Genomic DNA, 21,919 nt, shown 5'->3' on the forward strand with positions numbered 1-21,919 from the left:
GCGATGCGCCTTTCGCTCCTTCTCCTTTGGCTGGCGGCGCTGGTCTGCTTTTCTCTGATCCCGGGGCGAGCGCATGCGCAAGGGGGGGAAGGGGGGCCGTTCGGCGTCGACCATTATTTTCGGCTGAAGCGGGTGGCCGAAATCGCGCTCGCGCCCGACGGCCAATGGCTCGCTTTCATCACGGAGAGCCTGGCGCCGCCGGAAGCCGGCGGAGGGCGGCGGGTGCACCTGCTGCGGTTGGACGACGGCTCGGTCCCGGTCGAGGTTCCTGCCCTCGCGGGCGCGCGGCGGATCGCCTGGGTTCCCGGTTCGACGCGGTTGGCCTTCCTTCGAGCGAACGGGGGGCGGACGAAACTTCATTCCTACGACCGCGGCGACGGAACGATCCGTCTCGAGCGTACGAGCGAAGATCCGATCACCAGCTTCGCCTTCGCGCCCGACGGCCGGACCCTGGCGTTCGTCACGCGCGCCATGGCCGAGCCGCATGAGGCACTCTATGATCGCTTCCGCAACGGCACGTCGGGAATCCTCGTCGATCCCGCCACGACGAGCTCGCACGACTTCCTCAACCCTCATTGGAACGCGCTGGTCCGGCCGCCGCCACCGCAATTGTGGGTAGCGCCTGGGGGCGGCAATCCCTTTCTCGTGCCCGTCCCCGGCACTCCCGGCGGCGCTTTCTCTTGGTCGTCGGATTCGCGCCGTCTCTCGTTGACCTTCGTCGGCAGCGAAATGCCTTCAACCCAGTTGGGCGACGACCGGACCAGCCTCGGCCTGTTCGATGTGTCGCGGCGCATGTTCGTGACGCTGCTTACGGCCAAGGCGCCTCGCGCCGACAAGCCCGGCCTCACTTACTCCGGCGGCGAATGGATTCCCGGCGAGGATCGGCTGCTCGTCCGCCGGGTGCGCGAAAGTGATCCGTGGGTCAGCGGCTCGTATCCCGACTGGGCTCTGGTTGATGTCTCGGGCTCCGAAACCGCGGTCTGGCATCCGGGCGAATTCTATCCGTCGGACCTTCGATTCCTGCCCCGTTCGGCATCCGACATACTGGTCGCGAACACGGTTGGGGGCGTTCATTCGCTGTTTCGGCTCCGTCCGGAGGGTCTCAGTCGGTCGGCGTTCGTGGCAGGGCTTGAGGGGAGCAGTTCAGGCTTCAGTTTCAGCGGTGACTTCCGCCGCGTCGCTTTCGTTCATGAGAGCCTGACGCGCCCGCCGGAAGTCTACGTCGCTGGCGAGGGCTTTGCGCCCCGCGCGGTCACTCGCCTCAATGCGGATGTCGCCCGGGCGGTGGACTACGGGGCGCGCGAAGTCCGCTGGACCGCCGCCGACGGCGTCGAGATCGCCGGATGGCTGCTCACGCCGGCCGTGGGAGAGGGTCCTTGGCCGCTCGTCACTCACGTCCATGGGGGACCCGCTTTCCCCTATCCGGATGCGTTCGCGCCTTATTTCGACCACTGGCCCTATCCGTTCGAGGTCTATGCCGGGCGCGGCTATGCCGTCTTCTTCCCCAACTATCGCGGCACCCACAGCTACGGGCGGGAGATTGCCGCGGCCGCGGGCAACGAGGCTGTCGGCGACATCATCGCCGGCGTCGAGCATCTGGTCGTGACCGGTGTTGCGGACCCGGAGCGCCTCGCGATCACCGGGCACAGCCACGGCGCCTTGCTGGGGCCGATGGTGATGGCCCGGGCGAGAAGGTTCCGCGCGGCCAGCTTCGCGGAAGGCGTCGCCAACAGCGTCGTCATGTACGAGCTGATGAGCGGGAACGCGAATCGCGAGATCCATGACGTGGTGATCGGCTCCAGCCTTTATGACGATCCGGGCCGCTATCTGGCAGAATCGCCGGACCTCCATCTGAGGGGTGTCACGACCGCGGCCTTGTTCGAAGGCGGCGCCTATACCGCCGCGCTCTACATGTTGGGCTTTCCCAAGGCGGCCGAGCGTTTCGGCATGCCAAGCGAGTTCATCGTCTATCCGCAGACGGGGCACAATATCGCTCTACCCACTCTCAGGCGCGAGGCGGCGAACCGGAACTCCGACTGGCTGGAATTCTGGATGCGCGGCCGCGAGGATACGGATCCTGCCAAGGCGGACCAATATGGCCGCTGGCGCGCGTTGGCTTCCCGCTCCGGACACCGGTGAGGCGGATCAGATAGCCGGTATTCGGCGGACCCGGCGGATCCGGCCGGCCGCTCGGATCGTCAAAGGCCGACGACGATCGTCGTTCGGCCGCTGGTGTTGAACGATTCCGTGCCGATCGCCGAATTATGCTCGTAGCGGAGCTCGTAGGAGAGCCGCGCGCGGACCGGGCCGAACAAGCGCGTCTCGATCGCGGTCACCGATCGGCCGCTTTCATTGCCCCCGTCCATGATGAACGATCCGTCCTGCTTCAGCTCGAGCGTGGGCGTGATCTTCCAGTCGAAGTCCAATGAAGCGCGGCCGCCCACCGCGGTGAACACCTCGCCGGCCGTGGTGCGCGTTCGGCGGATGGCCGGGCCGCCGTCCAGCCGCAGCTTCATGTCCGCTTTGTCGACCACCGAATAGCCGACGCCCCCGCCGACCGTGTAGCGGCTGCTGAGGGCAATCAGCGGATCGTGCTCATATTGGGCGAGGCCGTAGACGTTGAGGTCGTCGTCGATCCGGTAGCGCGGCCGCCACGAGGCGGTGATGCGCTCCGCCGACTGCACGCCGTTCGTTTCCTGGAAATCGGCGCGGGCGCTGATCGAATGATCCAGCGACACGCCGCGGCGCTCCGCCTCGATCGCGCCGTAGAAGCCGAAGCTCTCGACATTACCGGTCGTGCGCGATGCCCCGAGCTCGACATTTCCCTTCCAATTGTCGAAGACCCGCGGGGAGGCGAGCCGTTCATGCGCGGCCTGTGCCGCGGCGCTGCGCCGGTCGGCGAGCGCGCGGTCGAACTCGCTGCGAAGCGCCGCAATCTCCTGCTGTGCCGACGGAAAGGTCTGCCGCGCATGGCGCACGATGCTGGTGACGGCCGCCTCGTCGCCGGAGGCCATGGCGGCGCGGATCAGCCGCGCGATGGCCGGCGGGAGCGCCGGTGGCGCCGGCGGCGCTGCGCCCAGGAAGATCGCCGGCGGTGGGACCTCGATGATGAGGCTCCCGGGCGCATCGAGCGCCGCAGCTTCCGGCGCGGTCGGCTCCACTGCACCCGGCTCGGCTGCGGTGGGCGCCTCGCCGGCGATCAAGGCGGCGGCGAGCAGGCTCGCCAGCAGGTTCGTGGCCATGGCTTCCTCGGCGATGGTTCATGGTCGCGCCGGCCGCCCCCGACCGTCCCGTGTCCCGATCTACGATCCGGCGCACGATGTCCAGTCGTGCGCGGCGGACGGTCACCTGCCCCGGCCGGCCGGAGTCTGTCCGGCGGGATCCTCCAGCTGCTCCGCCACCATCGGCGCGACCCGCTCGACGATCGCCTCGATCCCTTCCGCATTCGGATGGATGCCGTCGTCGAGCATCAGCCCCGGGCGGGTGATCACATCCTCGAGGAAGAAGGGATAGACCTCGGCATCATAGGCTCGGGCCAGCTCGGGAAAGATGGCGTCGAACCGGGCGACATATTCCTCGCCCATGTTGCGCGGTGCCAGCATGCCGGTGAGCAGAACAGGGATCTCGCGCCGCTGCAGCTCTGCCAGGATCGCTTCCAGGTTGCGTCGCGTCTCGTCGGGGTCGAGCCCGCGAAGGACGTCGTTGCCGCCGAGTCCGACGATGGCGAGATCGGGGCGGCGGTCGAGCCCGTCCAGCGCGAAGGCGAGCCGCTGGGCCCCGCTCGCCGTGGTGTCGCCGGAGACTCCGGCATTGGCGACCTGGGCGGCGATGCCTCGCGCCGCAAGCGCCCGCTCGAGCACGGCGGGGAAGCTTTCGTCCTGGCCGAGCCGGTACCCGGCATAGAGGCTGTCGCCGAAGGCAAGCACCAGCTTCCTTTCCTCCTGCGGCTGGGCGACCGTTGCCGGGGCAGCTTGCGCACTGTTCTGGGCGCTCTCGCCGACCGCGGATTCGCCGGAACAGCCGGCCGCCAATTGAACCATGAGCAAGAGAGCCACATATCGCCGAAAGTTCATCATCGAGGGGGATCCCGTTAATGCGCGCCGAAACCGGCTTCGATATCGTCATCCGCGCGCGCAATGTCACGCTGTCGCTGGGCTCCGGCGAGGCGCGGACGAGCGTCCTCAACGGAATCGACCTCGACATAAAGCGCGGCGCCAGCCTGGCCATATTGGGCCCGTCCGGATCCGGCAAATCCTCGCTCATGGCGATCCTTTCGGGCCTGGAGCGCGCCAGCGGCGGCGAGGTCCAGGTCGCCGGCGTGGATTACGGTCCGCTCGACGAGGATGCGCTGGCGCGGGCGCGCCGCGGCCGGATCGGCATCGTCCTCCAGTCCTTCCACCTGCTCCCGACGATGACCGCGCTCGAAAATGTCGCCGTCCCGCTGGAGCTTGCGGGGCTTGACGATCCGTTCGACCGCGCCGCCGCGGAGCTGGAGGCGGTCGGCCTCGGCCATCGCCTCGGCCACTATCCCGCCCAGCTTTCCGGCGGCGAGCAGCAGCGTGTCGCCATCGCCCGCGCCGTCGCGCCCGGGCCGGAGATCATCTTCGCCGACGAGCCCACCGGTAACCTGGACGGAACGACCGGGGCCGCGATCATCGACCTCCTGTTCGCGCGCCAGGCCGCGGCCGCCGCCACTCTCATCATCATCACCCATGATCCCGCGCTCGCCGCCCGTTGCGGCCGGGTGCTCGAGATGCTCGACGGGCGGATCGCCGCGGACAGCGCGGCATGAGCGCGCCTGGCTGGCGCTTCGCCTGGCGGGTCGCCCGTCGCGACCTGCACCGCAGCTTCCGGGGCCTGAGGCTTCTCTTCATCTGTCTCTTCCTCGGGGTCGCCACCCTGGCCGCGATCGGCAGCCTCACGTCGGCGATCACCGCGGAGCTGGCCGACCGGGGGCGGGTCATTCTCGGCGGGGACGTCGAGGTTGCGATGACCCAGCGCGAGGCGAGTGACGAGGAGAAAGCCGCCCTTCGCGCCGCCGGCGTCTTGAGCGAGACGATCAGGATGCGGGCGATGGCACGCCGGCCGCTGCCCGCCGGAGTGGGACCGGAGGCGATCCTCACCGAGCTCAAGGCGGTCGACGAACTCTATCCGCTCTACGGCAGCCTCACAATTGCCGGCGGCGCGGCTGCGCCGGCACTGGCGCCGGACGAGCTCCTCGCCGCGCCGGCGCTCGCCGAGCGGCTGTCGCTGCGCACCGGCGATCTGGTGCGTTATGGCAATGCCGATTTCCGGATCGCCGCCATCATCGGCGACGAGCCCGACAGGGTCGGCGAGGGTTTCACCTTGGGGCCCGTCGCGATCGTCTCGCTGGAAGGCCTGCGCCGCACCGGCCTCGTCCAGCCCGGCAGCCTCTTCGTTGCCAAATATCGCCTTCGTCTTCCCGCCGGAGTGGCGCCCGAAACGGTCGTCGATGCCCTGCGCGAACGCTTCCCCGCGTCGAGCTGGGAGTTCAAGGATCGCGACCGGGCGGCGCCCGGCGCCAGCCGGTTCTTCGAACGGATGGGTCAGTTCCTCAGTCTTATCGGTCTCGCGGCCCTCATCATTGCCGGCATCGGCGTCAGCAACGGCGTCTCCTCCTACCTGCGCCTGAAGCGCGAGGGCATCGCCACTCTCAAGGCGCTCGGCGCGACTTCGGGCGATATCGGCCGGGCCTATCTGCTGCAGATCGGCCTGGTGACGCTGGCGGCGGTCGCGGCCGGGCTTCTCTTCGGTGCCCTGCTGCCGCCGGCGGCGATCGCCTTGGCGGGCGACGCGTTGCCGGTACGGCCCGGCTTCGCCATCCATCCGCTCCCGCTCGTCCTCAGCGCCGCTTACGGGATCCTCGTCGCCTTCATCTTCGTGCTCCCGCCGCTCGGCCGGGCTCGTCTCCTGCCGGTCGCCGCCTTGTTCCGCGAAGCCGTCGGCGAGGGCCGCCGCCTCGATCGGCGCACCTGGCTGCCGGCCGCCGCGGCCGCGGTCGCGGTCTTCTCCCTGGCCGTCGCGACCGCGCGCGACCCGGCTTTCGCCGCCGCCGTTCTCGCCGCCGCCGCCGCCGTTCTGCTCGTCCTCATCGGCATCGGCTGGGCTATCCAACGCACCGCCCGCCGCCTTCCGCGGCCCCGCCGCCCCTTGCTCAGGCTCGCCATTACCGGCCTCTATCGGCCCGGCGCGCAGACCGTCGCTCTGGTCGTGGCGCTCGGTCTCGCATTGACATTGTTCGTCACCCTCGCGGCCATCCAGACCAGCCTCGCCGCCGAGATCGACCGCACGGTTCCGGAGCGCGCGCCGAGCCAGTTCGTCCTCGACATACCCTCGGATCGGCGCGCCGAGTTCGAAACGCTGGTCCGCCGCGAGGCGCCGGCTGCCGAGCTCAACATCGTGCCGACCCTGCGCGGCACGATCACGGCCTTCGGCGGCCAGCGCGTCGCAGAGCTGGACGAGCTTCCGGAGGGCGCCTGGTTCCTGCGCGGCGAACGCGGGGTCACCTACAGCCCCACGCCGCCGGAAGGCAGCGAACTGGTCGAAGGCAGTTGGTGGACCGAGGACTATCGGGGGCCGCCTTTGGTCTCGATCGACCGCGAGGCGGCCGAGGTGATGGGCCTGGGTATTGGCGACAGGCTCACCGTCAGCGTGCTGGGCCGCGAGATCGAGGCGCGGATCGCCTCGCTGCGCGAGATCCATTGGGACACGATGGGGTTCAACTACATCCTCGTCTTCTCGCCTTCGGCGCTCGACGGTGCGCCGCACAATCTCGCCGCCACGATCGGCCTCGATGGCGCGGCGCGCGAAGGCGCCGTCGCCCGCGCCTTGCTCGCCGCCTTCCCGTCCGTCTCGATTATCGCGGTCGGCGAGGTGATCGCCCAGGTCGGTGCCATCCTTGACCAGATGTCGACGGCGATCCTGCTGTCCGCTTCGGTCGCCATCCTCGCCGGCATCGCCGTTCTGATCGGCGCGATCGCCGCCGCTCGCCAGGCGCGCAGCTACGACAGCGTCATTCTGAAAACGCTCGGCGCCACGCGCTGGGAGATACTCGCCGCGCAGGCGCTGGAATATGCCCTCCTCGCCTTCCTCCTTGCCACAGTCTCGCTCGCCCTCGGCCTTGCTGGCGCCTGGTACGTGATCGTTCGCATCTTCGAGTTCGGTTGGCAGCCCGATTGGGTGGTCGTCCTCGCCACATTGGGCGCAGGCGCCCTGCTCACGCTCGGTGTCGGCCTGGTCGGCTCGCTGCCCTTGCTTTCGATCCGACCAGCCCGTGCGCTCAGGGAATTGTGAGGAAGGCTTCGCTCAGGGACGAACGATCACGGCACGGCGGATGAAGGCGCGCGACGTCTCGCGGACGCGCGCCGCCTCGTCGCACAGCCATTCGCGAAACAGCACGACTTTGCGGCTGCTGCGCCGCGCAACCGGATAGACGAACCAGAAGGTGCGTCCGTCGCCCGCGACGAAGTCGTGCGCCGGAACCAGGCGGCCCGCCTCGATCTCGCTCGCGAACAGGATCGGTGAGGCGATGGCGACGCCATGGCCGGACAGAGCGGCAGCCACGTCCATCTGCTCCGTGGAAAGGCTGGTGCCGAAACGCTCCGGCGGCGGCGTCTCGGAATGACCTTGCGCGCGATACCATAGAGTCCACCAGTCGGGCCGGCCGAGCAGCGGCACGTCGAGCGAGCGGTGCGGGTCGTCGACTCCGGCCGCTACCGCCCTGAGCGCAGGCGTGCACAACGGCATGAACAGGCTGGGGAGCAGCTCGGCCGTCCGCAGGCCCGGCCAGTGGCCGTGGCCGTTACGGATCGCGGCGTCATATCGTCCGCTCGTCAGGTCCTCGGCGGCCTCAGAGAGCTCGAGCTGAACCCGCACCTGCGAATGCAGGGTGCGAAACCGGCCGAGCTTCGGGCTCAGCCAGGCTGCGCCGAACGTCGGCAGCGTGGTCAGCGACAGCAGACCTTCTTCGGCTTCGGCCGCCTTCACAAAGCTGGCGCGCAGCGCCGCGAAGGCGCTGGTCGCCTCGCCGGCAACCAATTGTCCGGCGTCGGTCAGCTCCACGCGATGCGGGTGCCGGTGGAACAGGCGCGCCCCGATCTGCGCCTCAAGCTGCCGGACATGATAGCTCACCGAGGCCGACGACGTCCCGAGCTCGCGTCCCGCCTCGGCAAAGCTGCCGAGCCGCGCGGCTGCCTCGAAGGCGCGGATCGAGGTCAGCGAGGGGAATCGAAGCGTGTCGACCATAAGTTGGCTTTAGCCTCTGCGCGGGATCTTGGCATGGCGAATCCGCGCACGCCCCTGCCATTTCGTGTCCGATCCAGTGTTGAGGGGAATAGGGCATGAAGCGGTACGAACTTGAGAGGGCAGAATCGATGAGTCGCGGCATCGCGCGTCGGCAGTTCGTTTTCGGACTTGCGGCGGCGGGCGGCGCATCGGCCTTCGGCCTGCCGGGAATGGCCGCGGCGCAGCTTGGGAGCGGCGGTGACGCCGCCGCTCATGCACATGATTGGGATTGGCTCGAAGGCAGCTGGGACGTCTGGCACCGCCGCCTCCGGCAGCGCCTCGCCGGTAGCGATGCTTGGGACGAATTTCCCGGCAAGAGCGTGCTGTGGAAGCTTATGGGCGGTTTCGGCACGATCGACGACAATATGCTTCACCTGCCGAACGGCCTCTACCGGGGGCTGGGCCTGCGCGCGTTCGATCCGGTTGCGCGGCGCTGGTCGATCTGGTGGCTCGACGGCCGCAATGCGGGCCGCATGGATCCGCCCGTGGTCGGCGGCTTCGAGGGCGACAGCGGCACGTTCGTCGGAGCGGACACGTTCGAAGGGCGTCCGATCATCGTTCGCTTCCGCTGGTTCGACATAAACGGGCCGAGGCCGCACTGGGAGCAGGCCTTCTCGCCCGACGGCGGCGCGACCTGGGAAATCAACTGGCGAAACTTCTTCACCCGAACGACACCGGAGCAGGTTCCGCTACCGCCCTCGCCCGACGCGCCGCGGCACTGGGATTTCCTCGTCGGGCGCTGGACCGTCAGGCACCGCCGCCTCAAGCAACGGCTCGCCGGCAGCACCCAATGGGAGGAATTCGGCGGCACGCTTCACAACTGGCCGGTCCTGGGCGGCTTCGGCAATGTCGGCGACAACGTGTTGGAGCTCCCGTCCGGCACCTATCGCGGCGCGAGCGTGCGCGCCTTCGACCCGGCGGCCGGCTTGTGGTCGAGTTGGTGGCTCGACGGGCGCACCGCGGCGACCCTCGCTCCGCCGCTGCAGGGAACTCTGGACCGGAATGGCGGGACCTTGCTGGGCGACGACCTGCATGAGGGCCGCGCCGTGAAGGTGCGGGTGCGGTGGCTGCGGCTCGCCCCGGACTCCATCCGCTGGGAGCAGGCCTATTCCGCCGACGGCGGCGCCAGCTGGGAGGTCAACTGGGTGAGTGATTTTGCAAGGCAGTCCTGATCCGAATGGCGCGGCGCTTTCCCCTGGCTTGGCTCGCTTCGCTCGCCATGGTCGGCATCGCGCCGCCCTCCGCCGCGTCGCTCGAGTTCGTCGGCAGCGCAGTTCCGTTCGCACCGGGCGTCGCCTCGACCGGCTTCTCGGAGGTCCGGCTCACGATCAGCCCCGACGGTGCTACCGCCTTGTGGTTCAGTCGCGACCGTCCCGGCGGGCCCGGCGGCTACGACATCTGGATGTCGCGCCGGACGGATCGGGGCTGGTCGGCGGCCCACCCCGTCACTTTCAATTCGTCCGATCGGGATTTCGATCCGGCCTTCTCGGCGGACGGACGCTTTGTCTATTTCGCCTCTGATCGCCCCGGCGGCCTGGGCGGCGACGATCTTTACCGCGTCGCCGTGACCTCGGGTGGGTTCGGCCCGGCGGAACATCTTGAGGGCGTGAACGGGCCCGCCGATGAATGGGCGCCGATGCTCTCGCGGGACGGGTCGCGCCTGATCTTCTCGAGCGATCGTTCCGGCGGTTCGGGCGGTCACGACCTTTATGCATCCCGGCGGGAGGGGGAACGGTTCGGACCGGCGGCGCCACTGCCGGGCGACGTCAACACCGCGGCCGACGAGTTCGATGCCACCTATTTGGCCGATGGCACCTCGATCGTCTTCGCGCGGGCGCCCGATCTGAGGTCGAACCGGGTCGACCTCTTCTTCGCCGCGGCCGGCGACGAGGCTTATGATGCGGGGTCCCGCCTGCCGATGAGCGTCAACAGCCCCGAAGGCGATACCTACGGGCCGATGCTGGACTGGTCCCGGCTCGATCGGCTAGCCTTGTCCGGGCGGAGGCGCAAAGCTGGATCGATGGACCTGTACCGCATCGTCTATCGCCTGGATCGTCGCGCCTCCGACGCGGCCCGGCCGGCGTCCGCCACGGCCTCCGGAGATTCCGAATGAGCGATCTCATCCTCTCCATCCTGCTGTGGGCCTCGGCGATCGGCTGCGCGATGATGGCGGGCCTCTATTTCGCCTTTTCGGTCTTCATCATGACGGCGCTGGGCCGGCTGGGTCCGGAAAAAGGCGCCGCGACGATGCAGTCGATCAATCGCGTGATCCTCAAGTCCGCCTTCATGCCGCTCTTCTTGGGCACGACGCTGGCCGCCCTCGTGCTCGCCGGCTGGGCGCTGGCGGATTGGGGCGCCGCCGCCGCCGCCGCAATGCTGGGGGGTGGCCTCATCTATGTCCTTGGCATGTTCGGCGTGACCATGTTCTTCAACGTGCCGCTCAACAATGCGCTCGACGGGGTCGATCCCGCGAGCCCCGAGGCGGCGGCGGTCTGGACGCGCTACCTGAAGGTCTGGACCGCCTGGAACCACGTACGCACAGCGGCCTGCACCGCCTCGTCCATCCTTTTCGTGGCGTCTTTGCTCGACTTCTGAAGCCCGCTTGCCGGTCTGCAACCTTCGCCCGGCCGTTCGTGTGACGCTCACATGGACGCCCACGGGAGGAGGTCTCGACCCTCTCCTTGCTCCGGCGCTGGCTGTTTCTCGTGGGATTCGGTGTGGGCCGCCGGCCGCCGCTCGCTTTCCCCGCGGGCAGGGGCAGCTCGTCAGCCGGCGCTTCGGCCTCCGGCATGGGCGCCTCTACCACGAGTGCTGAGCCGGCCGTGGGCTTCGGCAGCGCGCCAGACGCGCCTTACTTGATCATAATAAGCATGCTTATTATATGCGCGCCGCTATGGACAGTTTCGGATTCGAAGTCGCCGAGACGGCGCGCCTGGTGCGTCGCGAGGCCAACCGCCGCTTTGCCGCTCTCGGCACGACAGGCGCCCAGTGGCGCGTGCTTGCTCGCCTGAACCTTTCCGACGGCGCCCGTCAGGTGGACCTGGCCGAAGCGCTCGACGTCGAGCCGATCACCTTGTGCCGCATGGTCGATCGCCTCGAGGAGACGGGGCTGGTGGAGCGGCGCAAGGATGCCGATGATCGCCGCGCCTGGCGGATCCATCTGACCGCACAGGCGGCTCCGGTGATCGAGGAGCTCGAGAGGATAGGCCGCGATTTCAACGCCGAGCTGCTCGACGGAATAGCCGAGGCGGACCGAAGCGTGGCCCGGCGTGTCCTCGACCAGGTCCGCCGCAACGTCGAACGGGCGGCGAGGCCGCTGGAGACGGTGGCATGAGCGAGAGCGACACCCTGTCGCGCTCGGCACCGGAGCGCGTCCCCGATGCGGGCCGCGGTGAAGGCGCCCCACGAACCGCCACGTCGGCGAGCTCGCCTTCGGCCGATCCGCCGGCGCCGCAGCCGCGCTCCGCCGAGCCCTTGCCGCGGGTCCGGCGTTGGCGGACGCTGCTGATGCTCTCCGTGCCGCTCCTGCTGCTCCTGGTGGGCGGATGGTTTTGGCTGACGTCGGGCCGCTACGTCTCGACCGACAATGCTTATGTTCAGCAGGACATGGTCTCGGTCGCGCCCGAAGTGAACGGAGTCGTTGCCGAGGTCTTCGTCCGCGAGAACCAGTTCGTGCGCGCCGGCGACCTGCTTTTCCGGATCGATCCGCGTCCCTACCGCATCGCCCTTGCCCAGGCGGAGGCACAGGTCGCCGCCGCCGAGGTCCAGGTGAATCAGCTCGCCACCCGATCGCGGGGCACCGTCGCCGACATAGAGGGCGCCGAGGCGAATCTCGAATATACCGAGCGCGAGCTCGCCCGTTACGAGACGCTGCTCGGCCGCGGCTTCACGACCCGGGCCCGCTACGACCAGGCGGTCCACGACGTTCAGGAGGCGCGCGAGCGGCTCGCCAACGCCCGAGCCGAGGCGGCGACCGCTCGGTCGGCGCTGAGGGGCGGCGGGACCGGCAATGAGCCCGCGGTCCGCGCGGCGCGGGTCGCGCGCGACCAGGCCCTGCTCGATCTTCAGCGCACCGAAGTTCGCGCCCCCTCCGACGGCTATGTCAGCCAGACCGACCGGCTGCAGCTCGGCGCCGCAATCGTCTCCGGCGTGCCGGTGGTCACGATCGTCCGGCGCGATACCACCTATGTCGAGGCGAATTACAAGGAGACCGATCTCGCCGACATGTTCGTCGGCCAACCTGCCGAGGTCGAGCTCGACGCCTATCCCGGCGTTCGGCTCCGCGGTCATGTCGCCAGTATCGGCGCCGGGACCGGCTCGCAATTCGCCTTGATCCCTGCTCAGAATGCCAGCGGCAATTGGGTGAAGGTGACCCAGCGCGTGCCGGTGCGGATCGCCGTCGACGCCGACCCCGGCCGGCCGCTCATCGCCGGTCTGTCGGCCGAGGTTACCGTCGATACCGGCCAGCGCCCTGACGCTCAGGTCGCCGCCCGGCCCTGATCCATGGAGGGCCACAAGCTCCACGGCGTCGAAAAGGCGCTGGTCACGACCGCCCTGATCCTGGCGATGCTGATGCAGGTGCTCGATACCACGATCGCCAACATCGCGCTGCCGCACATGCAGACCAGCCTCGGCGCGACGCGCGATACCGTCAATTGGGTGCTGACCAGCTATATCGTCGCCACCGCGATCGCCATCCCCATCACCGGCTGGCTCGCCGACCGGCTCGGTCGGCGCCGGCTGTTCATCTTCTCCGTCGTCGGCTTCACCATCGCTTCGGTGCTCTGCGCGATGGCGCAGAACCTGGCCGAGATGGTGCTCTTCCGCGTGGCCCAGGGCGTCGCCGGCGCCTTCATCGTGCCGCTCGCCCAGGCGACGATGCTCGACATCAACCCGCGCGAGAAGCATGCCCGCGCCATGGCGGTGTTCGGCGCGGGCGTGATGATCGGGCCCATCCTGGGGCCGGTTCTCGGCGGCTGGTTGACCGACAGCTTCAATTGGCGTTGGGTCTTCCTCGTCAATCTGCCGGTCGGAATCGTGGCCTTGCTGCTGATGCTGCGTTTCCTCCCGGCGGCGCCCAGGCAGAAGCGGCGATTCGACCTCTTCGGCTTCGCGCTTCTGGCGCTGGCGCTCGGTGCGCTCCAGATGATGCTGGACCGTGGCGAGCAGGTCGACTGGTTCGAAAGCTGGGAGATCTGGATCGAGGCCGGGGTGGCGGTCTCGGCCGCGTGGATGTTCGTCATCCATATGCTGACCTCGTCACGGCCGCTGTTCGAACCGCAGATGTTCAGGGACCGCAACTTCAGCGTCGGCCTGGCCTTCATGGTGGTCACGGGGATGATGCTGCTCGCGGGCCTCGCGCTGCTGCCGCCTTTGCTCCAGGGGCTGTACGGCCATTCGGTCCTTCAGTCGGGGATCCTGACCATGCCGCGCGGCATCGGCACGCTTGCATCGATGGTGATCGCCAGCCGGCTCGTCGGCAGGGTCGACGCCCGGCTGGTCGTCTTCATCGGCATGGCGCTGATGGCCTGGTCGCTGCACATGATGTCCGGCTTCTCGTTGGAGATGGACAGCCGGCCGATCATCGTCAGCGGGCTCGTTCAGGGCCTCGCTTTGGGCCTCATCTTCGTGCCGCTGAACACCATTGCCTTCGCGACCATGGACGCGCGCTACAGGACTACCGGCGCCAGCCTGTTCAACCTGTCGCGCAGCATCGGCGGGTCGATCGGAATCTCGGTCGTGTCGGCCTTCCTCGCCCGCAACGTCCAGGTGAGCCATGCCGACATGGCGGCGCACATCACGCGGGACGCGCTGCCGCCGGTGAGCCCGGCGCTGGCCCAGGTCTCGCCCCTGGCCGATACCGCGCTCGCCATGGTCGACGCCGAGATCAACCGCCAGGCGCTGATGATCGCCTATATCGACGATTTCCACCTGATGATGCTGCTCAGCCTGGCCGCCATGCCCCTGCTGCTGCTTCTCCGTCGCTACCGCCCTCGTCCGGATCCCGAGCCGGGCTCGGCCGAAGCGCCTCCGGAGCCTTCGGCGGCCGGGTGACCGACGCCGCCTGGATCAGGTCCCGGCGCCGATGGTCGACGGTCCGCGCTGCCCGTTGATCCGATTGTCCGTTCGGGACGTGGATCCGATTTTTCGTCAATGCCGGCCGCCGCTTCGGTTATGGACCGGCCATGGAGCGGGTGGACGCCATCGTCGTCGGCGCCGGAGTGGTCGGCCTCGCCATCGCGCGCGCGCTGGCTTTGGCCGGGCGCGAGGTGCTGATCCTCGATCGGGAGACGCGCTTCGGTTCCTGGACCAGCAGCCGCAGCAGCGAGGTGATCCACGCCGGTCTCTATTATCCGCCCGGTTCGCTCAAGGCGGCGCTGTGCGTCGAGGGGCGTGATCTTCTCTACGCCTTTTGCCGGTCGCGCGGCGTTCCGCACCGCCGCCTGGGCAAGCTGATCTTCGCGCATGATGCCGCCCACGCGCCGGCGCTCGACGCCATAGAAGCCTGTGCTTGCCGGGCCGGCGCCGGGCCGCTGCGCCGCCTGTCGGCGGCCGAGACGAAGCGGCTGGAGCCCGTGCTCGACGCCACCGAAGCGCTCTTCTCGCCGATGACCGGCATCGTCGATTCCCATGCCTTCATGCTCGCGCTGCTCGGCGAGGCCGAGGCCCATCGCGCCACATTGGTTTGTCGGGCGGCGGTGGGGCGGATCGGCCGGCGCGGGGATCTGTGGCAGGTCCATCTCGAGGGCGACGAGGCAGGAGCTCCGGCGGTCGAGGCGCCGGTTCTGGTCAACAGCGCCGGCTTGGCCGCGCAGGCGCTGGCGGCGAGGATAGACGCGCTCGATCCCGCTCACGTGCCGCCCCTGTTCCTCGCCCGCGGCGTCTATTTCACCTATTCCGGCCGGACGCCGTTCCGTCACCTGATCTATCCGGTGCCGGAGCCGGGCGGCCTCGGCACCCATCTCACCCTCGATCTGGCGGGCAAGGCGCGGTTCGGGCCCGACGTCGAATGGGTCGATTCGGTCGATTATCGCGTCGATCCGGCCCGTCGCGAGCGCTTCGCGGCTGCTGCGCGCCGGATCTGGGCGGACCTCGATCCCGGTCGGCTCGAGCCCGGCTATGCCGGCATCCGCCCGAAGCTGTCCGGGCCGGGAGGCCCGCCGTCGGACTTCGTCATTTCCGGTCCTGCCGAGCACGGCCTCGCGGGGCTGGTGGGGCTGTTCGGGATCGAATCTCCCGGCCTCACCGCCGCGCTCGCCATCGCCGCGCGGGTCGAACGGATGGTCCGGTGACGCCGCAGCCGCGGGCGCGAGGGCTTGTCAGACGTCGGACGAACTGACAGTCGGAGGGTTCGAAGCATGGACGCGGAGACGCAGTTGCAGCGATTTGACGTGCTGATCGTCGGCGGCGGCCATGGTGGCGCGCAATGCGCGATCGCCTTGCGCCAAAGCGGATTTGAAGGCTCCATCGCCCTTGTCACCGACGAGGCGGAATATCCCTATGAGCGGCCGCCTTTGTCGAAGGACTATCTGGCCGGGGACAAGGCTTTCGAACGCATCCTGATCCGGCCGCCCGGCTTCTGGGCGGAGCGCGGGGTGGAGATTCTCACCAGGCGGCGGATCGTGGCGGTCGATCCGGCGGCGAGGACCGTGACCGACGATGCAGGCGCGTCGCTTGGCTACGGCAAGCTCGTCTGGGCGGCCGGAGGCCGACCCCGGCGCCTGGCCTGTTCCGGCGGAGACCTGGCGGGGGTCCATGCGATCCGTAGCCGCGCTGATGTCGATATGCTTCGCTCGGAGCTGGCCGAAGCGTCGCGCATCGTCGTGGTCGGCGGCGGCTATATCGGCCTCGAGGCGGCGGCCATATTGTCCAAGACCGGCCGCCGGGTCACCGTGGTCGAGGCGCTCGACCGGGTACTGGCGCGGGTCGCCGGCGAGCCCTTGTCGCGCTTCTATGAAGCCGAACATCGCGCCCACGGGGTGGAGCTGCGTCTCGGCGCCACGGTCGATTGCCTGGCTGGGGAGGGGAGGGTGCGCGCCGTCCGGCTCGCCGACGGCAGCGAGCTGCCCGCCGACATCGTCATCGTCGGGATCGGCATCGTGCCGGCGGTCGAGCCGCTGCTTGCCGCTGGGGCTTCCGGCGCCAATGGCATCGACGTGGACGCCTATTGCCGTACCTCGCTTGTGGACGTCTTCGCCGTCGGCGACTGCGCCGCGCACGAGAATGTCTTTGCGCGGGATGCCCGTATCCGGCTGGAATCGGTCCAGAATGCGAGCGACCAGGCGACGACCGCCGCGCGCGCGATCCTCGGGTCGGACCAGCCTTATTCGGCGGTGCCCTGGTTCTGGTCGAACCAGTATGACCTCAAGCTCCAGACGGTGGGCCTGTCGGTGGGCCATGACGACGTGGTCACGCGCGGCGATCCGGGCGGGCGCAACTTCTCGCTCGTCTATCTGCGCGAGGGGCGGGTGATCGCGCTCGACTGCGTCAATGCGGTGCGCGATTATGTCCAGGGCCGTGGCCTCGTCGTGGCGGGCGCCCGGATCGATCCGGTCCTGCTGGCCGATGTCTCGACTCCGCTGAAGGCGCTGCTACCCGGATAATTTCATCGGCCGGACGCGGGACCACGGATACGCACTTGCGCTGCCGCGGGCCGTGCGACAGGCTGCTGCGCCGCAACGATCAGCCGGAAAGTCCATTCCTTGACCGACGAGTTCTACCGCATCCGACGCCTGCCGCCCTACGTCTTCGCCGAGGTGAATGCGATGAAGGCAGCGGCCCGAGCGCGGGGCGAGGACATCATCGATCTCGGCATGGGCAATCCCGACGGTGCTCCGCCTGCCCATGTCATCGAGAAGCTGGCCGAGGTCGCCCGTAACCCGCGCGCGCACCGCTATTCGGCCTCGAAGGGCATACCGGGCCTTCGCCGGGCCCAGGCGGCTTATTATGAACGCCGTTTCGGCGTCGAACTCGATCCGGACCTGGAGGTGGTCGTCACCCTGGGTTCGAAGGAGGGTCTGGCCAATCTTGCCCAGGCCATCACCGCGCCGGGCGACGTCGTTCTGGCGCCCAACCCTTCCTATCCGATCCATGCCTTCGGCTTCATCATCGCCGGCGCGTCGATCCGCTCGATACCGGCCGCGCCGGGACCGGATTTCTTCGACAGCCTCGATCGGGCGGTGCGCTTCACCGTGCCTAAGCCGACGGTGCTGGTGATCGGCTATCCGTCAAATCCGACCGCCTACGTCGCCGATCTCGATTTCTATCGCCAGGTCGTCGCCTACGCCCGTGAACATGGTTTGTGGGTGATCAGCGATCTCGCTTATGCCGAGATCTATTTCGGCGACGAGCCCACGCCCTCGATCCTGCAGGTGCCGGATGCGAAGGAGGTCGCGGTCGAGTTCACGTCCATGTCCAAGACCTATTCGATGGCCGGCTGGCGCATGGGCTTCGCCGTCGGCAATCCGGAGCTGATCGCCGCGCTGTCGCGCGTGAAATCCTATCTCGATTACGGCGCCTTCACCCCGATCCAGGCGGCTGCGGTCGCCGCGTTGAACGGACCGCAGGACATCATCGAAGCCAACCGCCGCCTGTATCGCTCGCGCCGCGACTGCCTGGTCGAATGTTTCGGCCGCGCCGGCTGGGAAATCCCGCCGCCCCAGGCAAGCATGTTCGCCTGGGCGCCCATTCCCGAGCCGTTCCGCGCCTTGGGCTCCATGGAGTTCGCCAAGCGTTTACTTTCGGAAGGCGGAGTCGCGGTAAGCCCCGGCGTCGGCTTCGGCGAAGAAGGAGAGGGCTATGTCCGCATCGCTCTGGTCGAGAATGAGCAGCGTATCCGGCAGGCGGCGCGGGGCGTGAAGGCGCTGCTCTCGCAGTCGCGGTCGAACCAGCCGTGAGCGCGCGCGAGGCGAGCTGCGGCTGCGGCGCCCTCACCCTCCACGTCGAGGGAGATCCGGTCAGAATCTCCGTCTGTCATTGCCTCGACTGCAAACGCCGTACCGGTAGCGCCTTCTCCTGGAACGCGACATGGCCGGCGGCCCAGGTCCGGTCCGAAGGCGAATATGCTACCTTCGAGCGCGGGTCGGAGGATGGTTTCTGGGCCCGCACGCACTTCTGCCCGTCCTGCGGAGTCACCGTCTTCTACGAAATCGAGCGACGGCCCGGGATGGTCTCCGTCCCGGTCGGCGCCTTTTCGGATCCGGAATTTCCCGCGCCGGCGGTCGAAGTCTATGGAGAGCGTCGCTGCCCCTGGCTCGGGCAACTCGCACCGGAGCAGGAGTGAGCCTCGCGGTCCGCGCTAGCGGAACGTGACGGATCAGACGTCTGCAGGTCACCTGGCGATTGAAGCACGATATCAGGTCAGAGGGGATCCGGGCCTGCCGAGCTCCGCTCAGTCGCCGGCTGCACGGAACGCCGAAACCGCAGGTGAATGAGAGGATAAGGCCGCCCTTGCCCGTCAATGGCGGATCGCCCCGTTCGTTCGAAGCCGATCCGCTCATAGAAACCGACCGCTTGCAAGTTCTGCTCGTTCACATCGGTTGCAAGATCCGGATGTCGGGCAAGCGCTTCCTTAACAAGCGCCCTGCCGATTCCCCTTCCGTGGTGGTCTGGATCGACAAAGAGCGCTTCCAGACGCCCTTCGTTCAGGAACATGAAGCCGAGCGGTCGATCTGAGGGATCGACAGCCAGGGTCAATCGCACGTTCGGAACGAAGGAGGAAAGCTCGTCCTCGATGGCTTGCCGGTCCGCCTCGTCAAGAAAGTGATGGGTCGCATCGACGGCCTTGCGCCATATGCTCATGACGTGTGCGGTGTCGTGCTCGGTCGACGGGCGAAACTTGAACATGGCCCCGATTACCAGGTGCCGAACTTGTCCGCACCCTCTGGCGGCCCGCTCCGACGCCCCGTCGGCCGGTCGGGGCCCCCGGCCCTGGATCCTAGGGCGAATAATAGACCGGGCTCTTGGCCGATCCCTTCATGATGTCGACGCTGCTGCGGCACGCGTCATACCGTTCGAACGCCTCGCTGCTGCGGGCGATCGTCCGGCCGTCGCGGTCCCAATAGATCCAGTACCAGCCGCCGGAGAGGTGCTTCTTCAGCCAGTAGCAGGGGTAGGAGACGGCAGTCACGGCGCCCCGCTCCAGCCTTCCTTCTCGAGCCGGGAGAGAGTCTCGCGCATCCAGGCGACGAATCCGCGATGCGCCTCGGTGACGGCGACGGCCGAACGGCGATAGAGCTCCGACGCTTCGTCGATGCGCACTGCCGGCCATTGCGCCTGATGCGCCGCCGCGGCCGAGCGGAGGCTCGAGAAATGGCTGCGATAGGCCTGCGCCAGCGAAGGATCCTGTCGGGATTCGAAGATCGGCTCCGCAAGGCGCCCGACTTCGGCAAGTTGCTCGGAGAAGCGACGGCGCAGCTCGATCAGGTCGTGCCGGCGACGCTCGTCGGTACGCACCGCGATGCCTGCAAGCTCGGCATGCACCCGTTCCAGGCTCTGCAGCTCGCGTCCGACCTGTTGGAAATCGCTCATCGGCCTACCCTTCGCCGCTTCGCGCCCGCGGCGCCTGCGACGTGCCTATACGGCTTGGCTTAACAAATGGCTGGCGGCGCCGGTGGCCCGATGGCAAGCGGCCCAAAGGGATTTCCAGGTCGAACAGGCTTCCGGACTCCCGATCCGCCGGTAAGCGGCTTGGCGCATTGGCGCGAACGGAGCCCTGGCCGCAGCGCGCGCTGTAACGCCGATGCGCTTGCCCCCGGCCGCCAAGCGTCAGGCCGCGAGCCCCTCGAACTGCAGCCGTGCCAGCTTGGCATAGAGGCCGCCGCGGCGGCTCAGGCTGTCATGGGTGCCTTCCTCGACGATGCGGCCCTGCTCCATCACGATGATGCGGTCGGCAGCACGGACGGTGGCGAGCCGGTGGGCGATGACGATGGTCGTGCGCCCCTCGAACAGTCGTTCGAGCGATGCCTGGACCAGCCGCTCGGATTCGGCGTCGAGCGAGGAAGTCGCCTCGTCCAGCAGCAGCAGGGGCGCGTCGCGGAGGAGCGCCCGGGCGATCGCGATGCGCTGGCGTTGCCCGCCCGACAGCCGGGCGCCGCCTTCGCCGAGATAGGTGTCCAGGCCATCGGGCAGCTTGCGCAGGAACTCGGCCGCATTGGCGGCTTCGGCTGCCGCCCACAGCCGCTCGTCGTCCGCCTCCCACATGCCGTACCGGAGGTTGTCGCGCGCCGACGCGGCGAAGATCACCGTCTCCTGCGGAACGAAGGCGATGCGACCGCGCACCGCCGCGGGATCCGCCTCGCGCAGGTCGATTCCATCGAGCCGAACCGCACCGATTTGGGGATCGTAGAAGCGCAGGGCAAGCTGGAACAGGGTGGACTTGCCGGCCCCCGAGGGCCCGACCACCGCCACCGTCTCGCCGGCGCGGACCTTCAGCGAGAATTCGTGAAGGGCGCTGACGTCGGGCCGGGTGGGATAGCGGAACGTCACCTGGTCATATTCGAGCTCGCCGCGGGCGGGTTCGGGCAGCGCCGTCGGATCGGCCGGCGCGCGGATTTCCGGCACTTCGGCGAGAAGCTCGGCCAGCCGTCCGGCAGCGCCGGCGCCGCGCAGCAACTCGCCATAGACTTCGGTGAGCGCGCCGAGCGCGCCGGCGACCAGGGCCCCGGTCATGACGAAGGCGGCGATCGTGCCGCCACTGATGCGGCCCTGCGCGACGTCGACCGTCGCCTGCCACATCATCATCGTGATCCCGCCGAAGATCAGCGAGATGACGATCATGGTCATCAGCGCACGCACCACGATCCGCCGTCGCGCGGTCCCGAAGGCAGCCTCGACGGCCGAGCGAAAGCGGCTGCTCTCGCGCTGCTCCTGGGAGAAAGCCTGGACGATGCGCATCGCCCCGAGGGTCTCGGCGACGATCGTGCCGACGTCGGCGATGCGGTCCTGGCTGCTGCGCGAGAGATTCCGCACCCGGCGACCGAGCAGGATGATCGGCACGATCACCAGCGGGATCCCGACCAGGAGGCCGAGCGTGAGCATCGGCGCGAGCGCGAACAGGTAGATGATACCGCCGATGGCCATGACGAGGTTGCGCAGCGCCACCGAGACGGTCGATCCGACCACCGTTTCGATCACCGCCGTGTCCGTGGTGATGCGCGACGCGATCTCGGAAGGGCGGTTCTCCTCGAAGAATCGCGGCTCCAGGCGCAGCATGTTCTCGTGCACGTCGGCCCGGATGTCGGCGACGACCCGCTCGCCCAGCATCGACACGAAATAGAAGCGCAGCGCGGTCGCCACGGCCAGGATTCCGACGATGAAGAGCAGGTAGTTGAAGATCGGCGCCACCGATCCGCCCTGGGCGCCGAAGCCCTGGTCGATCACCCGGCGGAAGCCGTCGGGAATGGCCAGCGTCGCGGCCGCCGCGACCAGCAGCGCCGCCGCCGCCGCGGCGATCTTGCCCTTGTAGCGCAGGGCGCGCCGCCAGATCATCTTGAGATCGCCGATCTTCTTGAGCGGCGCCGGTTCGGGTCGGGCGGAGGCCATGGCGGTGGGGGTAGCAGCGCCGCCCGCCCCGCTCAATGGCGACGGCTGCCGGTCGTTACGCAACCGTTGGCCG

At 68.6% G+C, this 21,919-nt stretch carries 20 protein-coding genes; 13 read left to right on the forward strand and 7 right to left on the reverse strand.

The window, feature by feature from the left end; all coding sequences use genetic code 11:
- The first annotated feature begins 3 nt into the window (after positions 1–3).
- A complete protein-coding gene (locus tag EKM57_RS06745) occupies positions 4–2,139 on the forward strand; it encodes a prolyl oligopeptidase family serine peptidase (RefSeq protein WP_129791707.1) in 2,136 nt (711 codons plus the stop codon).
- Positions 2,140–2,198: 59 nt separating this feature from the next.
- Here EKM57_RS06745 and EKM57_RS06750 read toward each other — a convergent pair whose 3' ends face one another.
- Positions 2,199–3,242, reverse strand: a complete 1,044-nt coding sequence (locus EKM57_RS06750; RefSeq protein ID WP_129791708.1) for a YdiY family protein — start codon at positions 3,240–3,242, stop codon at positions 2,199–2,201.
- A 102-nt stretch (positions 3,243–3,344) separates the two neighbouring features.
- Positions 3,345–4,040, reverse strand: a complete 696-nt coding sequence (locus EKM57_RS06755) for an arylesterase (RefSeq protein WP_243450917.1) — start codon at positions 4,038–4,040, stop codon at positions 3,345–3,347.
- 53 nt (positions 4,041–4,093) lie between these two features.
- Between EKM57_RS06755 and EKM57_RS06760 the strand changes: the two genes are divergently transcribed.
- Positions 4,094–4,792 (forward strand): ABC transporter ATP-binding protein, encoded by a 699-nt coding sequence (locus EKM57_RS06760; RefSeq protein ID WP_129791710.1) that lies wholly within the window; start codon positions 4,094–4,096, stop codon positions 4,790–4,792.
- Positions 4,789–7,314, forward strand: a complete 2,526-nt coding sequence (locus EKM57_RS06765) for an ABC transporter permease (RefSeq protein WP_129791711.1) — start codon at positions 4,789–4,791, stop codon at positions 7,312–7,314. The genes EKM57_RS06760 and EKM57_RS06765 overlap by 4 nt, the downstream gene beginning before the upstream one ends.
- Positions 7,315–7,326: 12 nt before the next feature.
- Here EKM57_RS06765 and EKM57_RS06770 read toward each other — a convergent pair whose 3' ends face one another.
- Complete coding sequence (locus tag EKM57_RS06770) at positions 7,327–8,265, reverse strand: LysR substrate-binding domain-containing protein (protein ID WP_129791712.1); 939 nt, start codon at positions 8,263–8,265, stop codon at positions 7,327–7,329.
- 128 nt (positions 8,266–8,393) lie between these two features.
- On the opposite strand from EKM57_RS06770, the gene EKM57_RS06775 reads away from it, so the two are divergent.
- The 10 genes from EKM57_RS06775 (at position 8,394) to EKM57_RS06820 (ending at position 18,586) form a co-directional block, all read left to right on the forward strand.
- Entirely contained in the window at positions 8,394–9,476 is a 1,083-nt protein-coding gene (locus EKM57_RS06775; protein ID WP_206185323.1) for a hypothetical protein, read from the forward strand.
- Positions 9,477–9,481: 5 nt separating this feature from the next.
- Entirely contained in the window at positions 9,482–10,417 is a 936-nt protein-coding gene (locus EKM57_RS06780) for a PD40 domain-containing protein (RefSeq protein ID WP_129791713.1), read from the forward strand.
- Positions 10,414–10,899: a DUF1772 domain-containing protein gene (locus EKM57_RS06785; RefSeq protein ID WP_129791714.1), complete on the forward strand. Its 486-nt coding sequence runs from the start codon at positions 10,414–10,416 to the stop codon at positions 10,897–10,899. Before EKM57_RS06780 ends, EKM57_RS06785 begins: the two co-directional genes overlap by 4 nt.
- Positions 10,900–11,197: 298 nt before the next feature.
- Positions 11,198–11,638, forward strand: a complete 441-nt coding sequence (locus tag EKM57_RS06790; protein WP_206185324.1) for a MarR family winged helix-turn-helix transcriptional regulator — start codon at positions 11,198–11,200, stop codon at positions 11,636–11,638.
- On the forward strand, positions 11,635–12,804 hold the full coding sequence (locus EKM57_RS06795; protein WP_129791716.1) for an HlyD family secretion protein: 1,170 nt from the start codon (positions 11,635–11,637) through the stop codon (positions 12,802–12,804). The genes EKM57_RS06790 and EKM57_RS06795 overlap by 4 nt, the downstream gene beginning before the upstream one ends.
- Before the next feature lie 3 nt (positions 12,805–12,807).
- Entirely contained in the window at positions 12,808–14,358 is a 1,551-nt protein-coding gene (locus tag EKM57_RS06800; RefSeq protein WP_129791717.1) for a DHA2 family efflux MFS transporter permease subunit, read from the forward strand.
- A gap of 131 nt (positions 14,359–14,489) precedes the next feature.
- Complete coding sequence (locus tag EKM57_RS06805; RefSeq protein WP_129791718.1) at positions 14,490–15,596, forward strand: NAD(P)/FAD-dependent oxidoreductase; 1,107 nt, start codon at positions 14,490–14,492, stop codon at positions 15,594–15,596.
- Between the two features lie 84 nt (positions 15,597–15,680).
- Positions 15,681–16,907: an NAD(P)/FAD-dependent oxidoreductase gene (locus EKM57_RS06810; RefSeq protein WP_129791828.1), complete on the forward strand. Its 1,227-nt coding sequence runs from the start codon at positions 15,681–15,683 to the stop codon at positions 16,905–16,907.
- A 99-nt stretch (positions 16,908–17,006) separates the two neighbouring features.
- A complete protein-coding gene (locus EKM57_RS06815) occupies positions 17,007–18,200 on the forward strand; it encodes an LL-diaminopimelate aminotransferase (protein WP_129791719.1) in 1,194 nt (397 codons plus the stop codon).
- Positions 18,197–18,586, forward strand: coding sequence for a GFA family protein (locus EKM57_RS06820; RefSeq protein ID WP_129791720.1), 390 nt, complete (start codon positions 18,197–18,199; stop codon positions 18,584–18,586). Before EKM57_RS06815 ends, EKM57_RS06820 begins: the two co-directional genes overlap by 4 nt.
- A 77-nt stretch (positions 18,587–18,663) precedes the next feature.
- On the opposite strand, the gene EKM57_RS06825 is transcribed toward EKM57_RS06820, so the two are convergent.
- The 4 genes from EKM57_RS06825 to EKM57_RS06840 all read right to left on the reverse strand — a co-directional run bounded on the left by EKM57_RS06825 (position 18,664) and on the right by EKM57_RS06840 (position 21,846).
- Positions 18,664–19,149: an acetyltransferase gene (locus EKM57_RS06825; protein ID WP_129791721.1), complete on the reverse strand. Its 486-nt coding sequence runs from the start codon at positions 19,147–19,149 to the stop codon at positions 18,664–18,666.
- Positions 19,150–19,240: 91 nt separating this feature from the next.
- Entirely contained in the window at positions 19,241–19,432 is a 192-nt protein-coding gene (locus EKM57_RS06830; protein WP_129791722.1) for a hypothetical protein, read from the reverse strand.
- Positions 19,429–19,833 carry a hypothetical protein gene (locus tag EKM57_RS06835; RefSeq protein WP_129791723.1) on the reverse strand — a complete coding sequence of 135 codons (405 nt, stop codon included), beginning with the start codon at positions 19,831–19,833 and terminating at the stop codon, positions 19,429–19,431. Before EKM57_RS06835 ends, EKM57_RS06830 begins: the two co-directional genes overlap by 4 nt.
- A gap of 237 nt (positions 19,834–20,070) precedes the next feature.
- On the reverse strand, positions 20,071–21,846 hold the full coding sequence (locus tag EKM57_RS06840) for an ABC transporter transmembrane domain-containing protein (RefSeq protein ID WP_129791724.1): 1,776 nt from the start codon (positions 21,844–21,846) through the stop codon (positions 20,071–20,073).
- Positions 21,847–21,919: the final 73 nt, after the last annotated feature.

Origin of the sequence: Sphingosinicella sp. CPCC 101087 (genome assembly GCF_004151485.1) — a bacterium.
GTDB lineage: Bacteria > Pseudomonadota > Alphaproteobacteria > Sphingomonadales > Sphingomonadaceae > Allosphingosinicella.

Excerpts from the sequence above, each read along its gene's own strand:
- EKM57_RS06745 (WP_129791707.1), top strand. The coding sequence starts at position 4 with ATGCGCCTTTCGCTCCTTCTCCTTTGGCTGGCGGCGCTGGTCTGCTTT.
- EKM57_RS06750 (WP_129791708.1), bottom strand. The coding sequence starts at position 3,242 with ATGGCCACGAACCTGCTGGCGAGCCTGCTCGCCGCCGCCTTGATCGCC.
- EKM57_RS06755 (WP_243450917.1), bottom strand. The coding sequence starts at position 4,040 with ATGGTTCAATTGGCGGCCGGCTGTTCCGGCGAATCCGCGGTCGGCGAG.
- EKM57_RS06760 (WP_129791710.1), top strand. The coding sequence starts at position 4,094 with ATGCGCGCCGAAACCGGCTTCGATATCGTCATCCGCGCGCGCAATGTC.
- EKM57_RS06765 (WP_129791711.1), top strand. The coding sequence starts at position 4,789 with ATGAGCGCGCCTGGCTGGCGCTTCGCCTGGCGGGTCGCCCGTCGCGAC.
- EKM57_RS06770 (WP_129791712.1), bottom strand. The coding sequence starts at position 8,265 with ATGGTCGACACGCTTCGATTCCCCTCGCTGACCTCGATCCGCGCCTTC.
- EKM57_RS06775 (WP_206185323.1), top strand. The coding sequence starts at position 8,394 with ATGAGTCGCGGCATCGCGCGTCGGCAGTTCGTTTTCGGACTTGCGGCG.
- EKM57_RS06780 (WP_129791713.1), top strand. The coding sequence starts at position 9,482 with ATGGCGCGGCGCTTTCCCCTGGCTTGGCTCGCTTCGCTCGCCATGGTC.
- EKM57_RS06785 (WP_129791714.1), top strand. The coding sequence starts at position 10,414 with ATGAGCGATCTCATCCTCTCCATCCTGCTGTGGGCCTCGGCGATCGGC.
- EKM57_RS06790 (WP_206185324.1), top strand. The coding sequence starts at position 11,198 with ATGGACAGTTTCGGATTCGAAGTCGCCGAGACGGCGCGCCTGGTGCGT.
- EKM57_RS06795 (WP_129791716.1), top strand. The coding sequence starts at position 11,635 with ATGAGCGAGAGCGACACCCTGTCGCGCTCGGCACCGGAGCGCGTCCCC.
- EKM57_RS06800 (WP_129791717.1), top strand. The coding sequence starts at position 12,808 with ATGGAGGGCCACAAGCTCCACGGCGTCGAAAAGGCGCTGGTCACGACC.
- EKM57_RS06805 (WP_129791718.1), top strand. The coding sequence starts at position 14,490 with ATGGAGCGGGTGGACGCCATCGTCGTCGGCGCCGGAGTGGTCGGCCTC.
- EKM57_RS06825 (WP_129791721.1), bottom strand. The coding sequence starts at position 19,149 with ATGTTCAAGTTTCGCCCGTCGACCGAGCACGACACCGCACACGTCATG.
- EKM57_RS06835 (WP_129791723.1), bottom strand. The coding sequence starts at position 19,833 with ATGAGCGATTTCCAACAGGTCGGACGCGAGCTGCAGAGCCTGGAACGG.
- EKM57_RS06840 (WP_129791724.1), bottom strand. The coding sequence starts at position 21,846 with ATGGCCTCCGCCCGACCCGAACCGGCGCCGCTCAAGAAGATCGGCGAT.